Here is an 18,538-nt window from a genome sequence, read left to right as displayed (position 1 = left end):
AGATACAGAGCAAGCTTTTAGGCTGCTTGCAAGCTAAAATTTCCTCATATATTTATAGGGTTTCATAGTTAAATAATGTTTTAAATTTTGCATGAGTTAAATTTAGTATTGCTAGTTTGCTAGATCCTCAGCCACCTTTGCAGCAAGTTTTAGCTTGTCGCTATCAAAGTGGGTGTAAATTCTTGAGGTATTTAAGCTTGCATGGCCTAAGGCTTCTTGCACTAAGACTAGGTCTTTTTGCTTTTTGTAAAGCATCGTTGCAAAGGTGTGACGCAGCATGTGAGCACCATTTTTCTCTTTTCTGATGCCAGCTTTAAATAAAATTTGCTCAACTATACGGCTAACATAAGCTTGCGTAAGTCTCGTGCCTTTTTTATTTATAAAAAGATAGCCTTCTTTATTGATATAATTTATTGCGATCGCATTTAGATGAGCTTCTATTAGGTGGCGTTTTATCATAACGATGCGGTATTTGTTACCTTTGCCTCGGATCCTAATGATAAAAAGATCGCCATCTTCAGTGATGTCCTTTCGCTTTAAATTTAGAGCCTCGCTCACACGAATGCCAGTAAAAATTATCGTTTTTATTATGAGCTTATTGCGATTTGAGTTTTGCTTAAAGTCACTTTCTTCGATCGCATCAAGAAATTTTTTGACCTCATCTTCACCCATAAACTCAGGTAACTTTTGCCCTTTGTTACCGCTCACTCCGCCCCAGTTTTTTAAATTTATATCAAAAACATGGGCCTTGCCATCCTCTTCGTTTTGTTTGTCTAAAAACGCAAAGAAATTTATCACTGAGATGCGGTAATTTTTCTTGCTAGCATCGCTTAGCCCGCCAGTCGTGCTAGCTAATATTTCACTTAGCAACTCTTCATCGATCTGCTTTAGGCTGCTAAGCTCGTAAAATTTTATCGTTTCATATATTTTTTTAAGTGGATTAAAGTAGGTATTTATGCCAGTAAGCCCTGCATTTCTTGCACTTTTTACCAAGCCATCAAGCTGGTCTATATTTTTTATCTCGCGGCTTAGAGCGTAATTCACACTTGCAAGCGCCTTTGGATCCCTAAGCTCTTTATTCGAAAGTGAGCTAAGTTTAAATTTGACGTAGCGAGTAAGCCAAAATATAAATGAGTTTTCAAAATTATCTTTACAATCAAGCGGATATTTCAAACCAATAACCTTAAATTTTTATTTTGAAAAGTATTATATTTGAAATTTTATAAAAACTACTCTTTTTAAAATTCAACTATAAAAGCTTAAGCAAATATCCATTTTCAGCGGCTTCGAGCTTATATTTATGCATTTTATCAAGCTCTAAAACTACTCTGAAATATCTATCGTGCCAACCTATGATCACATTTTTAAAATGTTCATTTTCAAGTTTTAAGCTCTTAGTTTTAAAGCTTCTTGGCGGCCTTGCAAAGTCAAGAACGATCTTATTTTTCTCATAAGCAAAATGCCTTAAATTTTTAGCTTTTGTAGCGATTTTTAGATCTTTGTCATTGGCTAGAAAGCTTATAAAACCTAGAAATTTAACATCTTTTCCATTTTTTACACTATCAACTGGTTTTGTGCTAGGCTCGATCTTTATCTCGACCACCTTTTGTTCAGGCTTTATGGTAGTTTCTTTTGTTTTGTCTGTGCTAAGATCGATCACTACAACATTTGGAGTTGGCATATCTGAAGTTTTATTTCTATCTTTATTTGAAATTTTAGTTTCATTTTTTTCTATTATCACAGGAGTGCTTACTCTTTGGCTAGGCATATTTGCCATTGTGACCGAAACATCTAGCTTTTTTGCCACGACCGGTTCTGGATTTTTTACCTTATTTAAAGCAAATTCATCGCTGTAATCGATAGTTTTATTTATATCGGCTAGTCTTTTTTCCTTTATAGTACCGTCATTCGCCCTATATCTTATGGTGACATCTAGTAAAAGTGCCGCATCGCTTGGAAATTTAAACGAAAGAGAATCAAATCTATCAAATTTTTCTATGATATTTGTTGTCATAACGCTTGTATTTAGCTCGCTAATAGGCATAAATGGGTTCTCTCTAGCAAAGACGCTTGCTGCAAATATAGATAAAACTAACCAAAATTTTTTCATCATTCCTACTTTTTATTAAAGTCTGGCTCAAGGCCTTGTAATTCAAAATAATCTTTTTGCAGACGCGCGTTCATTTTTTTTAAAATTTCCACGTCTTCGCTAAGCCTCTCTTTTTTGCTCTGAAGGCTTAACATAACATCAAGTGAGCGTTTGCCAAACATCATATTGCCTACATAAAAAGCAAACATAGCCACACAAATGGTGGCTATGACGTAGCGTAATGTCGGTCTAATGTATTTTAAAATTTTATGAAATATGCCATCGGTGTTGCCATATTCGTCTAAAATTTCGCTCAAATATTATCCCCCAAAAACTCTCCAGCCTCAAGCTCGATCTCAAGCAAGCGGTTGTATTTCGCGTTACGCTCGCTTCTTGAAGTGGCACCTGTCTTTATCTCGCCAGTATTTAGTGCAACTGCAAAGTCAGCGATGAACGCATCTTCGCTCTCGCCGCTTCTGTGGCTCATTATGCAGCGATATCCGTTTCTTTGAGCAAGGCGGACAGTTTGCATGGTTTGAGTGACTGAGCCTATTTGATTTGGCTTGATTAAGATAGCGTTTGCGATCTTTTTCTCGATACCTTCGCGTAAAATTTTCTCATTTGTGACAAAAAGATCGTCACCTACTAGCTGAACTTTGTTTCCAAGCCTTTTTGTAAGTCCAGCCCAGCCACTCCAGTCGTCCTCGCTAAGGCCATCTTCGATAGAAAATATCGGATATTTTTCGCAAAGTTTTTCATAGTAGCTAATAAGCTCGTCGCTGCTAAATTTCTTGCCCTCAAGCTCGTATTTGCCGTCTTTATAAAGCTCGCTTGAAGCGACGTCAAGTGCTAGTTTTATCTGGCTGCCTAGCTCATATCCAGCCTCTTTTACAGCTTGTGAGATGAGCTTTAGCGGCTCTTCGTTATCTTTTAAATTTGGAGCAAAGCCACCCTCATCGCCGACAGCCGTGCTGTGTCCAGCTGCGTTTAGGATAGATTTTAGCTTGTGATAAATTTCAGTTGCAGCTCTTAGCGCCTCGCTAAATGTGCTAAAACCAAATGGCATTATCATGAATTCTTGAAAATCAACGCTGTTATTTGCGTGTGCACCGCCATTTATGATGTTAAACATCGGCACCGGCAAGATGCTGGCGTTTGCACCGCCAAGATAGCGATAAAGCGGGATATTTAGGCTCTTTGCAGCTGCGCGAGCTACTGCCATAGATACGCCAAGGACTGCGTTTGCGCCTAAATTTGAGTAGTTGTGCGTGCCATCAAGCTCAAGCATCTCAGCATCGACTGCTTTTTGGTTGTAAGCATCAAGGCCTATAACTGCCTCTGCGATCTTTTCATTTACGTTTGAAACAGCTTTTAAAACGCCCTTGCCAGCGTATCTCTCGTCTTTGTCACGAAGCTCGAGCGCTTCACGCTTGCCTGTGCTCGCGCCACTTGGCACAATCGCGCTTGCCTCAGTTCCGTCGCTTAGTCTAACTGTCGCACGAACTGTTGGGTTGCCTCTGCTGTCTAAAACCTCGTGAGCTTCTACATCTTCAATAAATACCATTATTCATCTCCTGCTTCGTTTGTGTCGTCGTCTTCGTCTTTTGCGCCGCTGCTTATTAGGTGATCGATCCCCATTGAGCCTTTGATCGCCGCTACTATCTCATCAGAAATTTCTGGGTGCTCTTTTAGGTAGGCTTTGGCGTTTTCTCTGCCTTGACCCAGTTTTTCGGCCTTGTAGCTAAACCACGCACCTGATTTATCTATGATGTCAAGTTTTACGCCATAGTCGATGATCTCGCCCTCTTTGCTCACACCCTCGCCAAACATGATGTCAAATTCGGCCACTTTAAATGGAGGCGCAACCTTATTTTTAACCACTTTTGCTTTTGTGCGGTTGCCGATAGGCTCGTCATTTTGTTTAAGTGTAGCTATCTTTCTTACATCGATCCTTACAGATGAGTAAAATTTAAGCGCATTACCGCCAGTTGTGGTTTCTGGCGTGCCATATCCCATCATACCGATCTTCATACGAATTTGATTGATGAAAATAACGGTTGTCTTCATCTTGCTTAAAATTCCAGTTAGCTTTCTAAGCGCCTGGCTCATAAGCCTAGCTTGCAGACCAACGTGCTGATCGCCCATGTCGCCATCTATTTCGCTCTTTGGAGTAAGAGCAGCGACGCTATCAACTACAATAAGATCGATCGCACCACTTCTTGCAAGTGTCTCAACGATCTCAAGTGCCTGCTCGCCAAAGTCTGGCTGAGAGACGTAAAGGTTGTCGGTATTTACGCCTAAATTTGAAGCGTATTTTACGTCTAATGCGTGCTCTGCATCGACAAATGCACAAATTCCGCCAGCTTTTTGCGCTTCAGCTATGATGTGAAGCGTGAGCGTGGTCTTACCAGAGCTCTCTGGTCCGTAGATCTCGATGATCCTGCCTTTAGGAACGCCGCCTATGCCAAGAGCCAGATCAAGCCCTAGCGAGCCAGTCGGTATCGACTCGATAGCCTCAACCTCTTTGTCGCCAAGTCTTAAAAGCGTGCCTTTGCCAAAAGCTTTATCGATCTGCTTTAGTGCAAGCTCGAGCGCCTTTTTCTTGTCCGCTTCGCTCTCTGGGATAGCTATCTTTTTGTCACTATCTTTTTCTTTTGCCATTTTTTACCTTATAGTTGAAATTTGGCTTGATTTTATCTAAAAAGAGATGAATTTTACTTGATTTACTCGCAAATTATAATATTTTCGCCAAGCAGCGCAGCGCTATCAATAAGAGCAAAAAGGTGCTCTTTTTCAAACAAAAATCCATAAATTTGATCTTCGTTTTTTAGTATTGCTAGCTTAAGTGGCTCTACAAGCGAGCTTGCGCAAAGATTTAAAAAGGCTTCGTCTATATTATTTTGTGAAATTTGGGGCTTATTTTTGAAATTTTCATCTTTTATAAAAGAGATAAATTCCTCTTGTGAGGTAGATTTATTAAATTTAAAAATTAGTTTTTCTTTTAAGGCCTGGGCTAAAATTTCATCAAATTTAACTAGGTCTATATGATTTTGAACGCCTAAAATTTTGGCAAAATTTAGCAGATTTTTATCGTAATCAGCCACATTTTTCTCATGCTCGCTTTGCGCCTTTTTAGCCCTATAAATGGCGTAAAACCCAATAGCTATAAATAAAAATGAAAGGGTAAAAACTTCGCTCAAAAACTCACTCATCATCGTCCTTATAAAATGCAAACTTCAGTCTTAAGCTCTACTCCAAATTTCTCTAAAACTCTAGTCTTTGCCAAATTTATAAGGCTAGTGGCGTCCTCAAAGCTTGCGTGGTTAAAATTTATCAAAAAATTTGCGTGCTCCTCGCTAAATTTCGCTCCGCCTATCGCGTATCCTTTTAGTCCAACCGCCTCAAGCAATGCCCCTGCAAAGTACCCCTCTGGATTTACAAAGCAGCTACCAAAGCTAGCTCCTTTTGGCTGATTTGCCCTTTTTGCGCTGATAGCTTCAGAAATGCTTACGTCAAAGCCACTTTGAAGCTCAAATTTAGCCCCCAAAATAGCCTCATCTATGCCGCTGTGGCGGTAGCTAAAGTTTATCTCATCCTTGCTCACCCAGCCACGAGCCAGACGCACATGCGTGAGGTTGTCGCTTATGCTAAATTTAAGCAGTCCAGCGTTCATCTTGATAAGTCCGCCAAGTGTGCCTGGGATATTTTTTAAAAACTCAAGGTTCGCGATATTGTTTTGTTTGCAGAAGTTATAAATTTTGGCAGATTTTGTCGCAGCTCCTATCTCAAGGCAAATTTTATCGCCGAAGCATTCTAAATTTATATAGTCAAAGCTCTTGCCAAGCATCGCCATTTTTGGGGGATTTGGCGAGATGAGTAGGTTGTTACCTCCGCCTATCATCACAGCGCCTAAAAAGTGAGGCGATTTTAGATCTTCAAGGCTAGTTACCTCAAAAACTTCATGCACGCCGCCTATCCTAACCGAGGTAATTTTAGAAAAATCAACAAGCCTCGTCACTGGATAAATTCCGGTATAAACTCAAACATGCGAGTGGTAAATTCAACCATCATCGAGATCATCCAAGGCATCAAAAATATGATGACAACGACAACTAGCAAAATTTTTGGCACAAAGCTTAGCGTGGTTTCGTTTATCTGTGTGGTCGCTTGAAAAATGGAGATGATAAGACCTGCGATTAGGCCGCTTAGCAGCATCGGAAGGCTGATGTAAAGGGCGATCTTAAAGGTTTCAACTCCAAGTGAGACAAGCGTACTTTGCATCAGCTAAACCTTACTTCGTTGTATTCAGTTGGAATTAGGTAGTCGTTTACGTCGATAGCTTTTTCAAAAAAACCTTTGTCATAGCCTATTTGATAGAGCTTATTTAGCGCTTTTAGCTGCGTTTCGTTCATGCTTATTGACTCGTCATTTGCGTATAAATTTAGATACGTTTTAAGCTCATCTTTGCCAACTCTGATGAGGTTTCGCTCCATTAGCATGTGAGATAAAAATGGCTTGTGCGAAGTGGCGATCCTAACGGCCTCGCTAAGCACTCTCTCGCACTCGATCGCGTCGGTTATCGGCAGACTTCGTCTAAGCGCCATGCCGCCAAGTGGAAGCGGTAAATTTTCGCCGTTTAGCTCGCTCCAGATATCCCAAATTTCGCGCTCTACGCAGAGCTGGTCTGAGAAATTTAAGATACTTTCATGTATAAGCACGCCAGCATCGACTTCGCCGCTAAGCACGGCATTTTCGATCTCTAAGAAATTTTTATAAACGATCCTTGCCTCTGGGTAGGCTATGCGAAAGAGCAGGGCGTTTGTCGTATTTTTACCAGAGAGTGCGACTTTAAAATTTCGCTTTAGCTGCTTGCCTTTTAGCTTGATAAGCTTTGGGCCATATCCATTACCAAAGCTCACCGCACAGCGTAAAAGTGCAAATTCATCGCAAATTTTAGGATAGAGTGCAAAGCTGATCGCTGTTGCCTCATAAGTGCCTTTTAGCGCCTCTTCGTTTAGCGTTTCTATATCAAGCGCCTTTGATGTGAAGGCTAAATTTTTACTGCTAACCCAGCCAAATTTGACCGCGGCATACATGAAAATATCGTCGGCATCAGGCGAGTGGGCGACATTTATAGTTTTTAGATTATGCAAAGATGATCCTTTTTTTGATTACGCCATTTTAATGAAATTTATTTAAAATAAAGTTTTAAGGGCGGTTTTGAAACGATTTTACCAGCTTTGCCTCTTTGAAATTTAGCACGTATTTCACGTCTATGGCGTCTTTAGCCCCTTTTCTTCGTGTGAAGATTGTCGAGTAAAACGGATGCTTAAGTTCAAGCATCTTAAGCAGTTTTTGATCGCCATCTTCTTTTTTTATATTTTCAACGATTATTGTCGTTATAAAATTACCCTCAAACTCGTAAAATGGCCATACTATTACGCCAGCACCGCTTGTTTTAAAGTCAGTAATTTTAGATTTTTTAGGGATATTTAGCATGGAGATGATCTTTTTGCGTGAGCTATCCAAGTTTTGTACTGAGATCACCTTTATAAGCAGGTCTTTTTTGACACCGAGGCCATTTTGGCTAAAGCGATAAACTCCGTCTTCAAAGATGCCAACCTTTTCAAAAGCGTTAGCGTAGTTTGCGGCGGTGCAAGTAGTCAGCAAAAGTGACAGAAGCATTAAAATTTTTATAAATTTCATCTTTTCTCTTAAAATTTCACTCTCTTTAGCCTATCTGAAGCGAAATTTTTCCTACCAAATTTAGCCTCATCTTTGCCATTTAGCTCGACTAGATCACCAGTAAAGCCACAAATGTCATTTTTAACAAGATAACTTCCAACGCCATAAGTATCAACCGGCGTATTATAAGTTTCAAATTCTTTTATAATTTTAGGGCTAAAGCCTGAGCTAACGACTATTTTAACGTATTTAAAGCCAGCTTTATCAAGCGCCTCTCTTAGAGCAAATATAAGCTCCTTGCAAACGCCGTGTGGGTCAAATTTGCTCGTATCTTTGTCCTCAAAATACTTATCTATCAAATTTTTACTAGTATCAACTCTAACCGCACCAAGCCTCTCTTTTAAGGCATTTGCAGCCCTTAATGCGTCTGTGATCACGTCGTTGTTATAGTCCACCAAAGCCGTGATCTTTTCATTTTCAAAGGTTTTAGCATAAATTTCTGAGGCTTTTACTATATCCCCGCCGCACATTTGAATGAGTGCATGAGGCATGGTGCCACCACCTTTTAGCCCAGTAAGCTCGCCCTGAGCATCTGTGGCGACCTTTTTGATGCCGCCTACAAATGATGCATAGCCGTCGCCTGGTTGCGTGCAGATGTCATCTTGCCTATCCGCCATGCTAAAGACGTCCTTGCCATTTGCCGCTCTTATCACATCTCTTGAGTTTGTCGCTACACAGCTTCTTCTAGTAAGCGTCGCGTCGATCACATTTTCTAAAAAGCCAAAATTTTCATACTTGCCGCTTATTTTTAAAACTGGCTCGTTTGCGTTTATAATATCGCCATCATCAAGTGCGTAAATTTCAAGCTCGCTTGAGTTTTTGGCAAATTTATTGATGATGGCTAAAACCTCGTCAATGCCACAAAGCACGATATCATCGCGCCTTTGGAAAAACTGCATCGTCACGTGCTGATCTGGCAAATTTTGCTTAATTATCTCATTTACTTTTAGAAAATATTTCGCTGTGAAATATCCCTCGCCGATCCTTGGATCTAGCTTAAAGGTCTTGTCTGTTAGCCTATCTATCTTGCCTTGCATCTTTAGCTCAAGTTCGTTCATGTTTGTCCTTTTTTAGCGTGATTATAGCATTTTAGTAGAAAAGTGAAAATTATAAAAATATATTTTAAGAATGTATAAGAGTATATTTTATAAAATCTTGAAATTTTACTTTTAAAGGAAAAATATGAAAAAGTTCTTACTTTTAATGGTCGCAATTTTTGCATTTGGCAATGAAAATTTGCTAGTAAGTGCTGGTGGCGGATATAAAAAGATAGTTGAGGCAGTCGCGCAAAATCTCAAAAAAGATGGCGTAAATATCGACACTTCTTTTGCGAACATCACAGCTATCATGGCTCAGGCAAAAGAGGGTAAAACTGACGTGATCGTGGGCGATGAGGACTTTTTGAAAAAGTCTGATCTAAAGATCGCTGAGTATGTAAATTTAGGCTCAGGTGCCTTGGTGCTGGCTACTAAAAAAGGTGTAAAAATAGAAAAAGTTGAAGAGCTAAAAACTCTTTCTAAGATCGCTATGCCAGATGCAACAAAGACGGTTTATGGCAAAAGAGCAAATGAATTTATGCAAAAAGCAAATTTAAGTGGCGAGCTAAAGGATAAAATTTTAGCAGTTGCTGGCGTGCCACAAGTCATTACTTATATATTAAACGGTGAAGTTGATGCTGGGTTCATCAACCAGACCGAACTAAATGCACACAAAGACGAATTTGGTAGTTTTATTTTGATAGACAGAGCGCTTTATACTCCAGCAAACATTGTAGCTGCAAAGCTTGAAGAATGCGATAAAAAGGCTGATTGCGTTAAATTTCTGGATGAGCTAAAAAGCGAGAGATCAAAAGAAATTTACACTAAATTTGGCATAAGATAAGGCTAAGCTTGCAAGAGCTCTCTTGGCTTTTTGATCCGCTATTTTTAAGCATAAAGGTCGTTTTGTGCCAAGGGGCTTTGCTTATCGTTTTTGGGCTGGCTCTGGCTTATTATTTAGCTTTTAGTAAGGCTAAATTTAAAGCTATTTTAGAGATGATCGTAACTTTTCCGCTCATCTTTCCGCCCATTGCTACTGGATTTTTACTGCTTTATCTGCTTGGCAAAAATGGTATCGTCGGCAAGGCTTTAAATTTAGAAATTATTTTTAGTTTTAAGGCTCTTGTGCTAGCTGCTTTTATAGCCTCTTTACCACTATTTGTAAAGCCTGTCGCTTCTGCTCTTGGCTCACTTTCAAAAAGCCTAAGTGAAGCAGCATACAGCCTTGGGAAAGATAAATTTCAAACAGCTATTTTCGTGCTCTTTCCATGCGTTGCGAAAAGCGTAGCATCGGCTTTTGTTCTAGCGATCTCGCGTGGGCTTGGCGAGGTTGGCATAACACTAATTTTGGGTGGCAATATCATAGGCAAAACAGACACTATTTCGCTTGCCATTTATAATGCCGTATACGATGGCAAAAGTGATGAAGCGCTGATTTTAAGCCTTGTTTTGGTTGTATTAAGCTTTATTTTGTTTGAGATTATAAATTTGCTTGATAAAAGTAAAATTTAAAGTGAGTGGCGAGAGGATGAGAGAATCGAACTCCCCACCAGACGGTCAACCGCCCAGTCATCGGGTTTGAAGCCCGTGAGCATCACCAGATTACTTTATCCTCCGTGTGCTTTATTTTAGCAGATTTAGATAAATTTTAGCCCATTTTCTATAAACTTTTTGAAATTACAAAAGGATTTCTGATTTTAAAATTTAGCGTTTTTGCATTTTTGGCTCTATTTTTTTGCTCTTGCTCTTCAGTACTAACCCCAGCAACCGCGCCACTAAATGTATATGATGCATACTCTATTTCACGCGATAAACGTGGTATTTACTCGATCACAAGAGATAAATTTATACAAAGCAAATTGCAAAGCAAAATTTTATTTTCAAAAAGTCTTAGTAATATTGATATCGAGATAGAGGTTTTTTACGGAGATGCTTATCTTATCGGACTCGTTGATAGTAAAGAGCTTGAAGATAAGCTAGTAGAATTAGCCAAAAGCACAGATGGAGTGCGGAAAATTTATACCTATCTTCGTATCAAAAAGCCAGAGTATCCATGCGATAGTCTAAAAATTCTTGCAAACTTAAAGCAAAATCTTTTTAAAGATAGTATAGTTGAGGGCACAAATGTGCGTGTTAGCATAGTTGGCTGTGATGTTGTATTTAGCGGCGTAGTTGATAGCATTGAGCAAGAAAAACATGCTATTTGGTATGCTAAGCACATTGACGGCGTGGCCGATGTCTACTCGTTCATCAAAGTTATCAAATAAATTTAGCTTAAATATCGCTCTTTTTTACAAAGCTCGCAATGAGGCTTGGTAAGATGATTAGTGCACCAAGAAGCATAAAAACCATAACAAGATCGGTTAGTAAGCCAAAATATATAGTTGGAATAAAATTGCTAGTTATCATCACGCTAAAACCAAGAAAAATAGTAAATGATGTGTAATACATCGCATATCCGATGCTTGCATGAGCAGCTTTAATACTCTCAAAAACGCTTTTTGTAAGCATTTCTTCTTTAAATCGGTGGATGTAATGGATAATATCATCAACGCCGATACCTATACTAATGGCTGCGATCGTGATACTCATCACATCAAGCGGAATGCCAAAAAATCCCATCACACCAAAGAGTGTGCAAAGTGGGATTAAATTTGAAACTATCGCAATGGTTGCTAACTTTATACTCCTAAAGATAAAGCAAAATATGACAAAAAGTATAGTGACAGTTAGCCCAAAAGTATCAACTTGCGAGCTAAGTAAATTTTGAAGCATATTGTTATAAAGCACCATCATGCCGGCAACTTCTATGCTTACATTGTCATTTTTAGTAAGCTGTGCTAGCCCTTCTCTAAGCTCTTTTAGAAATAAATTTCGTCTAAGCTCAGAGTCACTATCGACGATCCTTATACTAAATCTAAGCTCATCATCTTCAACGCTCACATAAGGGCTTAATAAGATATTTTTATAATTTTGTGGTAATTTCTCATACATCGCAGCTAATAAAAAATCATCACTCGCGCCGTTATTTAGCTCTTTTATGGCTTTTATAAGGGTTGCTAGCGAGCTTACATGTCCGACAAATTTTTGCTCTTTTAGATAATCATGAATCTTCTCAGCAACCCTTGTGTGATAGCTATTAAACCAGTACTTTGCATCCTTAGCGTTGCTTTCAAACTCATTTTCAAACTCATCTTGCTCGGCATTTTTTTCTTGTTTTTGCTCTTTAAATTTCACTATCACATCAACCGGTATCGTGCCACCAAGCTTAGTATCAATGACTTGCATTCCTTGGCGAATTTCTGTACTTTCTTTAAAGTAGCCAATGAAGCTATTTTCAACCTTTATCTTGCTGATACCATAAACGCCAAAACAAACGACTAGAACGCAAACTACGTAGATAATCTTTCTTGAGTTTAAGGCTAAATTTGCGCAGTATTTTGTAAATTTAAAGCTATTTTCAAAGGTTCTAATAGGAGCTAATTTTTCTAAATTTACATTTATCGCGCCAAATAGCAAAAATGCAAGCATAAGTGAAACGCTAATGCCAGTGCTCATCATAATGCCAAGCATGATAACTGGCTTTATGTCAGCACTCATAAGCGAGCTAAAGCCAATAACCGTGGTAAATATCGCCCAAAAAGATGGAGAGAATTTATCACGAAGCGTTAGATAAATTAGCTGATTTTGGCTATATTTTGGATGCTTTGCGTAAAATTCTCGGTAGCTAACGACAAGATGAATCACGGTTGAAATAGTAATGATGAGCTGAAGTGCGATGTAGTTTGAGCTAATGACCGTCACTTCCCAGTCAAATATGCCAAAAATTCCGGTCGTAAAAATGGCACTTACGGCACATATAAACATCGGCAAAACTATCCATCTAACCTGCCTGAAAAATAGCCACAAACTAAAGCTAAGAAGCGCTAGAACGCTTAGCCCATAAACCAAAAGATCGTTCTTTATAAAGCCTATCATATCATCAGCGATCATATTTGCGCCGCCTAAGAATAGCTCGTCATTTGCGTTAAATTTAGCTATGGTTGCTTTTATGGCCTCAAGGTTTTCGTGATCGCTCTTTCTAAGCTCGTCTCGGTAGGCTTTAAACTCATAGGCAAGAGCCTCTAGCTTAAGTCGCTCAGCTTGTGTGATAGTGCCGTTTGACTCTTTTTGGCTAAGCAAATTTCTCTCATTTACAAGCTCATTAAATTTCTCATCTTGTTTTAAATTTAGAGCAATTGCTGTGGTTTTTAGATCTTTGCTTATCAAATTTCCGCTGTAAATCGGACTTTTGGCAAACTCGAGCTTCGCTTTTGAAATATTTATATCTTTATCTTGCAGCGTTGGAGTATGATCTAAGATGCCCGTGATCCCGCCTTTTACACTATTTAAAAGCGGAATATTTATTATAGAGATGACGCTATTTACCATATCGTTTTTAGCTAGTTCATCACCTAAATTTTTGATAAGTTCTAAATTTTTAGGTGAAAAAAGATCGTCTTTTGGGGTAAAAGCGACCACTAAAAATCCGGGTGAGTCGTAGCGTTTGGCTATCTCTCTATAAGCTTTTAAGTCAGGATCATGCTCAAGCAGTAGCGTTTCAGCTGATGCATCAACGCTAAGCTTAGTGCTAAGATAGCCAAAAACTACGCTTAAAGCTAAAATTAGAGCAATAATAAGCTTGTTTTTAGCAATGATAAATTTAAAAATTTGTCGCATTAAGGGTTAGTTTTATTTTGATCAGGCAAAACAGCTTCGTTTAGCTTTTGTAAAAGAGTATTGAAATCAGCGTTATTTAGCACATCACCAAACTGACTTCTGTATGTTTGAATGATGCTTACACCAACGATATCAAGATCGTAAATGAGCCAACCACGCTCTTTAGCGTCATAAAATTTATAGACAAATTCGTAGCTCTTGCCATCATTTGTCAGCTCAGATGTTAGCCAGTATCTATTTTTTTGAGGTTCGCTCTCGCCAGTTATATGTATCTCTTGATCTTTGTATTCTAAAAGTTTATCTATGTATGAGCTTTTTAGTTTTTGCTCAAATGCTGCGTCAAATTTAGCCTGTTCATCGCTACTTAGACTGTTGTAACGTTTGCCAAGGCTTATCTTTGCCATTTGTTTATAGTCAAAAAATGGATCAAGAAGAGCAAAAATTTCTTTTGTCTTTGCGTTATTGTCTAAATTTGTATCTTTTAAAATTTCAATAACCTTTGTTGTTTTCATCTCTACTTCAGGCTTGATCTGCTCTTTTGAAATAGCAAAAAGGCTAGTTGTAAAAAGTAAAATCATAGTTAGAATTTTTAAAATTTTCATATTTACTCCTTGATAAGCTTGTCGCGTCTTTGCTCGTAAGCATCGCGTAAAAATGGATAAAGATCAATAGCATCTTTTCTTAGTTTTTCATAAGCAGTTGGATCTTGTGAAAAGCTATTAAACGCTCTATATGACTTGATGCCAGTTGATAAAAGTATAGGATCTACGTAGCTAATAGGATCAGCAAAATAATCTCCGACCATGCCACCAGTATCTCTTAAATTTGATGGTCCAATAAGTGGCCAAACGATATGAAAACCGCTGCCAAGCCCCCAATATCCAAGCGTTTGTCCAAAATCTTCATCGTGAGCTTTGAGGTTGTAGTATTTTGCTCCGTCTGTTAGTCCGCCAAAGCCTATTATCGTATTTGCTAAAAATCTTAATGTCTCTTCGCCAGCATTTTGGAATTTAAACTGAAGTAAGTTATTTACAAAGCGAACCGGGAAAAGCAGATTATCAAAGAAATTTGAAACCATTGTTCTAGCTGTTTTTGGCACAACATAGGCATAGCCTTTTGCCACCGGAGTTAGCATATTTACATAGATAAAGTCATTTGCATGTGTCATCATTCTATTGTAGCCACTAAGTGGGTCAAAAACATCTTTTCTTGCCTCAAATTCAACATCAAATTCATCGCTTTCACTATTCGCATTTATGTCAGTATTAGCACAGGCTAAAAGCAAACTAAAAAAGATAGAAAGCAAAAATTTCATACTAAGCCTTATTTTTATTTATAAAATGTAGCTTGATTTTATCTTTTAAAAACTTTACAAGAAATTAAGAGAAATTTATAAATCGACTTAAATCTTTAAGCTTAAGGATTAATATAATTAGATATACTTCACAAATTATTCTCCAATATAGTAAAGGTAAAATTTTGAAAGCAGATATAAATTTAGAACTATTTTTAGGCGAAGATACACAGGTTTTAGCTAAACATATTACATTATTAAAGGCCATAAAAGAGACAAAAAGTATCACAAAGGCAGCAGAACTGGTTGGCATATCGTATAAAAATGCTTGGGACTGCCTTGATACGATAAATAACAAAAGTAGTAAGCCGCTTATTATTAGAGCTGATGGAAACAAAAAAAATAGTGGCTCTGAGCTAAGCGAGTATGCCGATAAACTGATAAAAATTTATGATGCCATTCTTGAAACTCAAAAGGACTTTTTACAAAAAATTTGTCAAAAAGTAGATTTTGAGGATGTAGATATTGTAAATCTTCAAAGAATGAATATGAACTTAAGTGCCAGAAATCAGCTCTCATGTGAAATCACTAGCATAAACCGCGGTGCGGTAAATTCTCAAATAGTTGCAAAACTAAGTAATGGCTGCACGCTTGAGTCAAACATCACGGTTGAAAGTGAGAAAAATTTAGGCCTAAAAGTTGGACAAAAAGTTATTTATATTTTTAAAGCTCCAGCTGTCATTTTAGCTAAGGATCTAGATATAAAAATAAGCACAAAAAATCAATTAAAAGGCGAAGTGATAGAAGCAAAGATAGGTGCTGTAAATGCTGAAATCACTTTAAAACTAAGCGATGAGCAGACTTTAACTGCCATCATCACAAAAGATAGTGCTATCCAGATGAAAATAGGTGTTGGCGATACACTTTTAGCAATAGTAAAATCATCTCAAATCATTATAGGAGTTTAAATGAGAAAAGTTTTTAAATTTTTATGTGTGGCGGCTTTGCTTGCCATAAACGCATTTGGTGCTGAAGTAAATGTATATGCTGCAGCAAATACAACATACGCATTTCCAGAGCTTATAAAAGAGTTTAATAAGCTTCATCCAGATGCTAAAATCAACTTAACTCTTGGTGCAAGTGGCGGTCTTGTTACACAGATCCAAAACTCGGCTCCAGCTGATATCTTTATGGCTGCTGATATGGGATTTGCTCAAAAAGCTTATGACACAGGATTTGCAGTAGCTGCTCCAAAAGTTTATGCACAAGGTGCTGTTGCTATTTTTTCTATTAGAAATGTTGATTTCAAAAAAGGTATTGAGGTTGTTCGTGGCCTAAAAGCGATCTCTATCGCAAATCCACAAACTGCACCATACGGCAAAGCTAGTATAGAGGCTCTTAAAAACGCAAAACTTTATGACGAAGTAGAAAAAAATATCGTCTATGCTCAAAAAATTTCTGAAACTCTATCTCAAGCATTAAGTGCTTCTGATGTAGGTTTTATCGCTGCTAGCGCACTTTTTGATGAGAAAATGTCAAAATACAAAGAGGGCGTTAATTACATCTTTGTTCCGCAAGAGCTATACACTCCGATCGATCAAGGCATAGTTCTTCTAAAACATGCTGAAAAAAATGATGATGCAAAAGCATTTTATGAGTTTATCTTAGGTGATAAATCAAGAGAAATTTTCAAGAAATTTGGTTACAACGTTCCAGCTAAATGATAAGAGCAAAGATCGTTGGAATTTTAACTAAAGATGACGTTAGCTTATTTGAGCTAAAGGGTCTAAATTTAGAGGCAAATTTATTTATGCTAGTCTTGAATGAGGCTAGCAAATTTGCCTTAAATGATGAGATTAACTTAGGTTTTAAAAGCTCCGATGTTATCTTGGCAAAAGACAAACTAAGTGATAGCTCGCTTGAAAACGAGCTAAAGTGCGTGATTGAAGCTATAAATTTTGGTGAAATTTTAAGTGTTATTAGCTTAAAGTGTGGCGAAATTTACTTCGAAGCTATTATCTCAAATCACGCATTAAAAACCATGAACGTAGGTGAAAACGATGAAGTCTTTGCCTATATAAAATCTACAAGCATTCACATAAGTACACAAAAATGATAGAAATTTCTTGTAAAAAAGAGCTAAATGGCGGTGGCGGAAAATTTTTACTTGAGGCTGATCTTAGCTTTGAAAGTGGTGATTTTGTCGCACTTTATGGAGCAAGTGGTGGCGGAAAGACTACTATTTTACGCTTGATCGCTGGTTTTGAAGCACCACAAAGTGGCTTTATAAAGGTTGGAGATAAAATTTTCTTTGATGAAAAGACAAATTTGGCTCCACAAAAGCGAAATATTGGCTTTTTATTTCAAGACTACGCACTTTTTGAAAATATGAATGTCTTTAAAAATTTACTCTTTGCAAAAAATGATCTAAATCTGGCGAACAAGCTTCTTGATATCTGCGGTCTAACCAGCCTAAAAAATACAAAAATTAGCACTCTTTCTGGCGGCCAAAAACAACGTGTTGCTTTAGCTCGTGCAGTTATGAGAAAGCCTGAAATTTTACTACTTGATGAGCCGTTAAGTGCGCTTGATAATGCTATGCGTGAGAAACTTCAAGACTATTTACTAGCACTTCATGATGAGTTTAAGATGAGCACTATTTTAGTAAGCCATGATATCGCTGAAATTTATAAGCTTTGCAATAAAGTCTTTGTCCTTGAAAGTGGAAAAATTTCAAGATCAGGTAGTGCAAGTGAGATATTTTTAAAGAGTGCAGGATCACAGAAATTTGCCTTTAACGCTAAAATTTTAGAGATAAAAAAACGTGATGCTATTTACGTGGCAAATGTATTAATAAACCGCCAAATTTGTGAAGTGGTGCTAAGTAGTAGCGAAGCAATGAATCTAAAAGCAGGCGATATGGTAGTAGTTAGCACAAAAGCATTTAGTGTAAATTTGGAAAAAGCATGATAGACGAGTTAAAAAGTATCGATTACGAGCCATTTTGGTTATCACTAAAATTATCTTTTATAACAACTTTTATTTTATTTTTTGTCTGCATCGCACTTGCCTATTTTATGTCTCAAAAGAAATTTTTTGGCAAGTCGTTTTTAGAGTCGGTAATCTCACTGCCTTTGGTTTTGCCGCCAAGTGTTCTTGGCTTTTATCTGCTCATTTTTCTTTCGCCTTATTCGGCCTTTGGTAAATTTATTGAAGAAATTTTTGGAGTTAGGCTTGTTTTTAACTTCACAGGTCTTGTTGTGGCAAGTTGTATCTATTCATTACCATTTATGTTTGGGCCGATTTATGCTGGGCTAAATAGCCTAGAAAAGAGCCTTTTTGAAGCAAGTTATAGTCTTGGTAAAAATAAGCTCACGACTATTTTTAGGGTGATTTTGCCAAGTATAAGATCAAATTTATTAACAGCTACTGTCGTTAGTTTTGCTCACACTATGGGCGAGTTTGGTGTTGTTTTAATGATAGGTGGTAGCGTAGCTGGAGAGAGCAAGGTTGCGAGTATTGCGATATTTGAAGCGGTTGAAATGCTTGATTACACCAAGGCTCATATCTATGCACTTTTGATGTTAATAATTAGCTTTTTTGTCCTTTTCGTAGTTTATCTTTTAAATTCTAAAAAAGCTTAAGGCAAAGCTT

The 18,538-nt window shown here is 37.7% G+C and carries 22 protein-coding genes and 1 tRNA gene; 8 read left to right on the top strand and 15 right to left on the bottom strand.

The features are described from left to right. Positions 1–111: 111 nt before the first annotated feature. The 11 genes from G5B98_RS08000 to G5B98_RS07950 all read right to left on the bottom strand — a co-directional run bounded on the left by G5B98_RS08000 (position 112) and on the right by G5B98_RS07950 (position 8,892). Complete coding sequence (locus G5B98_RS08000; protein WP_196086610.1) at positions 112–1,173, bottom strand: tyrosine-type recombinase/integrase; 1,062 nt, start codon at positions 1,171–1,173, stop codon at positions 112–114. Positions 1,174–1,249: 76 nt separating this feature from the next. Then, a complete protein-coding gene (locus tag G5B98_RS07995) occupies positions 1,250–2,110 on the bottom strand; it encodes an AMIN domain-containing protein (protein WP_196086609.1) in 861 nt (286 codons plus the stop codon). A 5-nt stretch (positions 2,111–2,115) separates the two neighbouring features. Beyond that, entirely contained in the window at positions 2,116–2,298 is a 183-nt protein-coding gene (locus tag G5B98_RS09560) for a hypothetical protein (protein WP_180378667.1), read from the bottom strand. Positions 2,299–2,402: 104 nt separating this feature from the next. Beyond that, the gene (eno, locus tag G5B98_RS07985) at positions 2,403–3,653 is read right to left on the bottom strand and encodes a phosphopyruvate hydratase (protein WP_196086608.1); all 1,251 of its coding nucleotides are present in this window, start codon (positions 3,651–3,653) and stop codon (positions 2,403–2,405) included. After that, on the bottom strand, positions 3,653–4,750 hold the full coding sequence (gene recA, locus G5B98_RS07980) for a recombinase RecA (protein WP_002940852.1): 1,098 nt from the start codon (positions 4,748–4,750) through the stop codon (positions 3,653–3,655). The genes eno and recA overlap by 1 nt, the downstream gene beginning before the upstream one ends. A 62-nt stretch (positions 4,751–4,812) precedes the next feature. Then, entirely contained in the window at positions 4,813–5,301 is a 489-nt protein-coding gene (locus G5B98_RS07975) for a hypothetical protein (protein ID WP_178139989.1), read from the bottom strand. A gap of 8 nt (positions 5,302–5,309) precedes the next feature. After that, the gene (locus G5B98_RS07970) at positions 5,310–6,107 is read right to left on the bottom strand and encodes a UDP-N-acetylmuramate dehydrogenase (RefSeq protein ID WP_196086607.1); all 798 of its coding nucleotides are present in this window, start codon (positions 6,105–6,107) and stop codon (positions 5,310–5,312) included. Further along, positions 6,104–6,373: a flagellar biosynthesis protein FliQ gene (gene fliQ, locus G5B98_RS07965; protein ID WP_223154533.1), complete on the bottom strand. Its 270-nt coding sequence runs from the start codon at positions 6,371–6,373 to the stop codon at positions 6,104–6,106. Before fliQ ends, G5B98_RS07970 begins: the two co-directional genes overlap by 4 nt. Next, positions 6,370–7,185, bottom strand: coding sequence for an MqnA/MqnD/SBP family protein (locus G5B98_RS07960; protein WP_232524634.1), 816 nt, complete (start codon positions 7,183–7,185; stop codon positions 6,370–6,372). Before G5B98_RS07960 ends, fliQ begins: the two co-directional genes overlap by 4 nt. A 112-nt stretch (positions 7,186–7,297) precedes the next feature. Beyond that, positions 7,298–7,795, bottom strand: coding sequence for a hypothetical protein (locus tag G5B98_RS07955; RefSeq protein ID WP_196086605.1), 498 nt, complete (start codon positions 7,793–7,795; stop codon positions 7,298–7,300). 8 nt (positions 7,796–7,803) lie between these two features. Continuing rightward, a complete protein-coding gene (locus G5B98_RS07950) occupies positions 7,804–8,892 on the bottom strand; it encodes a nicotinate phosphoribosyltransferase (protein WP_196086604.1) in 1,089 nt (362 codons plus the stop codon). 124 nt (positions 8,893–9,016) lie between these two features. On the opposite strand from G5B98_RS07950, the gene modA (G5B98_RS07945) reads away from it, so the two are divergent. Together modA (G5B98_RS07945) and G5B98_RS07940 are read left to right on the top strand one after the other, a co-directional pair. After that, positions 9,017–9,715, top strand: coding sequence for a molybdate ABC transporter substrate-binding protein (gene modA, locus G5B98_RS07945; protein ID WP_196086603.1), 699 nt, complete (start codon positions 9,017–9,019; stop codon positions 9,713–9,715). Between the two features lie 8 nt (positions 9,716–9,723). After that, positions 9,724–10,383, top strand: coding sequence for a molybdate ABC transporter permease subunit (locus G5B98_RS07940; RefSeq protein WP_196086602.1), 660 nt, complete (start codon positions 9,724–9,726; stop codon positions 10,381–10,383). Positions 10,384–10,389: 6 nt separating this feature from the next. Here the strand turns inward: G5B98_RS07940 and G5B98_RS07935 are convergent. Continuing rightward, positions 10,390–10,487, bottom strand: a tRNA-Sec gene (locus G5B98_RS07935). Between the two features lie 75 nt (positions 10,488–10,562). On the opposite strand from G5B98_RS07935, the gene G5B98_RS07930 reads away from it, so the two are divergent. After that, entirely contained in the window at positions 10,563–11,138 is a 576-nt protein-coding gene (locus G5B98_RS07930; RefSeq protein ID WP_196087366.1) for a BON domain-containing protein, read from the top strand. A gap of 7 nt (positions 11,139–11,145) precedes the next feature. Here the strand turns inward: G5B98_RS07930 and G5B98_RS07925 are convergent, their stop codons facing one another. The 3 genes from G5B98_RS07925 to G5B98_RS07915 are packed head-to-tail and all read right to left on the bottom strand — an operon-like array spanning position 11,146 to position 14,905. Beyond that, positions 11,146–13,590 (bottom strand): efflux RND transporter permease subunit, encoded by a 2,445-nt coding sequence (locus G5B98_RS07925; protein WP_196086601.1) that lies wholly within the window; start codon positions 13,588–13,590, stop codon positions 11,146–11,148. Continuing rightward, a complete protein-coding gene (locus G5B98_RS07920; protein ID WP_196086600.1) occupies positions 13,590–14,192 on the bottom strand; it encodes an ABC transporter substrate-binding protein in 603 nt (200 codons plus the stop codon). The genes G5B98_RS07925 and G5B98_RS07920 overlap by 1 nt, the downstream gene beginning before the upstream one ends. A 2-nt stretch (positions 14,193–14,194) precedes the next feature. Next, on the bottom strand, positions 14,195–14,905 hold the full coding sequence (locus G5B98_RS07915) for an MlaA family lipoprotein (RefSeq protein WP_085658669.1): 711 nt from the start codon (positions 14,903–14,905) through the stop codon (positions 14,195–14,197). Positions 14,906–15,069: 164 nt separating this feature from the next. On the opposite strand from G5B98_RS07915, the gene G5B98_RS07910 reads away from it, so the two are divergent. The 5 genes from G5B98_RS07910 to modB are packed head-to-tail and all read left to right on the top strand — an operon-like array spanning position 15,070 to position 18,528. Further along, on the top strand, positions 15,070–15,852 hold the full coding sequence (locus G5B98_RS07910) for a TOBE domain-containing protein (RefSeq protein WP_087579256.1): 783 nt from the start codon (positions 15,070–15,072) through the stop codon (positions 15,850–15,852). Further along, positions 15,853–16,608: a molybdate ABC transporter substrate-binding protein gene (modA, locus tag G5B98_RS07905; RefSeq protein ID WP_085658670.1), complete on the top strand. Its 756-nt coding sequence runs from the start codon at positions 15,853–15,855 to the stop codon at positions 16,606–16,608. Further along, positions 16,605–17,000 carry a TOBE domain-containing protein gene (locus tag G5B98_RS07900; RefSeq protein ID WP_196086599.1) on the top strand — a complete coding sequence of 132 codons (396 nt, stop codon included), beginning with the start codon at positions 16,605–16,607 and terminating at the stop codon, positions 16,998–17,000. The genes modA (G5B98_RS07905) and G5B98_RS07900 overlap by 4 nt, the downstream gene beginning before the upstream one ends. Further along, positions 16,997–17,854, top strand: coding sequence for a sulfate/molybdate ABC transporter ATP-binding protein (locus G5B98_RS07895; RefSeq protein WP_196086598.1), 858 nt, complete (start codon positions 16,997–16,999; stop codon positions 17,852–17,854). The genes G5B98_RS07900 and G5B98_RS07895 overlap by 4 nt, the downstream gene beginning before the upstream one ends. Then, positions 17,851–18,528: a molybdate ABC transporter permease subunit gene (gene modB, locus G5B98_RS07890; RefSeq protein ID WP_196086597.1), complete on the top strand. Its 678-nt coding sequence runs from the start codon at positions 17,851–17,853 to the stop codon at positions 18,526–18,528. The genes G5B98_RS07895 and modB overlap by 4 nt, the downstream gene beginning before the upstream one ends. Positions 18,529–18,538 lie beyond the last annotated feature (10 nt).

The organism is Campylobacter concisus (assembly GCF_015679985.1).
GTDB classification, from domain to species: Bacteria; Campylobacterota; Campylobacteria; order Campylobacterales; family Campylobacteraceae; genus Campylobacter_A; species Campylobacter_A concisus_AC.
This window is presented reverse-complemented; position numbering and strand designations above follow the sequence as displayed.

What these genes read in the sequence shown, in the direction of transcription:
- G5B98_RS07995 (WP_196086609.1), bottom strand. Translation starts at nt 2,110, where the DNA reads ATGAAAAAATTTTGGTTAGTTTTATCTATATTTGCAGCAAGCGTCTTT.
- G5B98_RS09560 (WP_180378667.1), bottom strand. Translation starts at nt 2,298, where the DNA reads ATGTTTGCTTTTTATGTAGGCAATATGATGTTTGGCAAACGCTCACTT.
- eno (WP_196086608.1), bottom strand. Translation starts at nt 3,653, where the DNA reads ATGGTATTTATTGAAGATGTAGAAGCTCACGAGGTTTTAGACAGCAGA.
- recA (WP_002940852.1), bottom strand. Translation starts at nt 4,750, where the DNA reads ATGGCAAAAGAAAAAGATAGTGACAAAAAGATAGCTATCCCAGAGAGC.
- G5B98_RS07975 (WP_178139989.1), bottom strand. Translation starts at nt 5,301, where the DNA reads ATGAGTGAGTTTTTGAGCGAAGTTTTTACCCTTTCATTTTTATTTATA.
- G5B98_RS07960 (WP_232524634.1), bottom strand. Translation starts at nt 7,185, where the DNA reads ATGTATGCCGCGGTCAAATTTGGCTGGGTTAGCAGTAAAAATTTAGCC.
- G5B98_RS07955 (WP_196086605.1), bottom strand. Translation starts at nt 7,795, where the DNA reads ATGAAATTTATAAAAATTTTAATGCTTCTGTCACTTTTGCTGACTACT.
- G5B98_RS07950 (WP_196086604.1), bottom strand. Translation starts at nt 8,892, where the DNA reads ATGAACGAACTTGAGCTAAAGATGCAAGGCAAGATAGATAGGCTAACA.
- modA (WP_196086603.1), top strand. Translation starts at nt 9,017, where the DNA reads ATGAAAAAGTTCTTACTTTTAATGGTCGCAATTTTTGCATTTGGCAAT.
- G5B98_RS07925 (WP_196086601.1), bottom strand. Translation starts at nt 13,590, where the DNA reads ATGCGACAAATTTTTAAATTTATCATTGCTAAAAACAAGCTTATTATT.
- G5B98_RS07920 (WP_196086600.1), bottom strand. Translation starts at nt 14,192, where the DNA reads ATGAAAATTTTAAAAATTCTAACTATGATTTTACTTTTTACAACTAGC.
- G5B98_RS07915 (WP_085658669.1), bottom strand. Translation starts at nt 14,905, where the DNA reads ATGAAATTTTTGCTTTCTATCTTTTTTAGTTTGCTTTTAGCCTGTGCT.
- modA (WP_085658670.1), top strand. Translation starts at nt 15,853, where the DNA reads ATGAGAAAAGTTTTTAAATTTTTATGTGTGGCGGCTTTGCTTGCCATA.
- G5B98_RS07900 (WP_196086599.1), top strand. Translation starts at nt 16,605, where the DNA reads ATGATAAGAGCAAAGATCGTTGGAATTTTAACTAAAGATGACGTTAGC.
- G5B98_RS07895 (WP_196086598.1), top strand. Translation starts at nt 16,997, where the DNA reads ATGATAGAAATTTCTTGTAAAAAAGAGCTAAATGGCGGTGGCGGAAAA.
- modB (WP_196086597.1), top strand. Translation starts at nt 17,851, where the DNA reads ATGATAGACGAGTTAAAAAGTATCGATTACGAGCCATTTTGGTTATCA.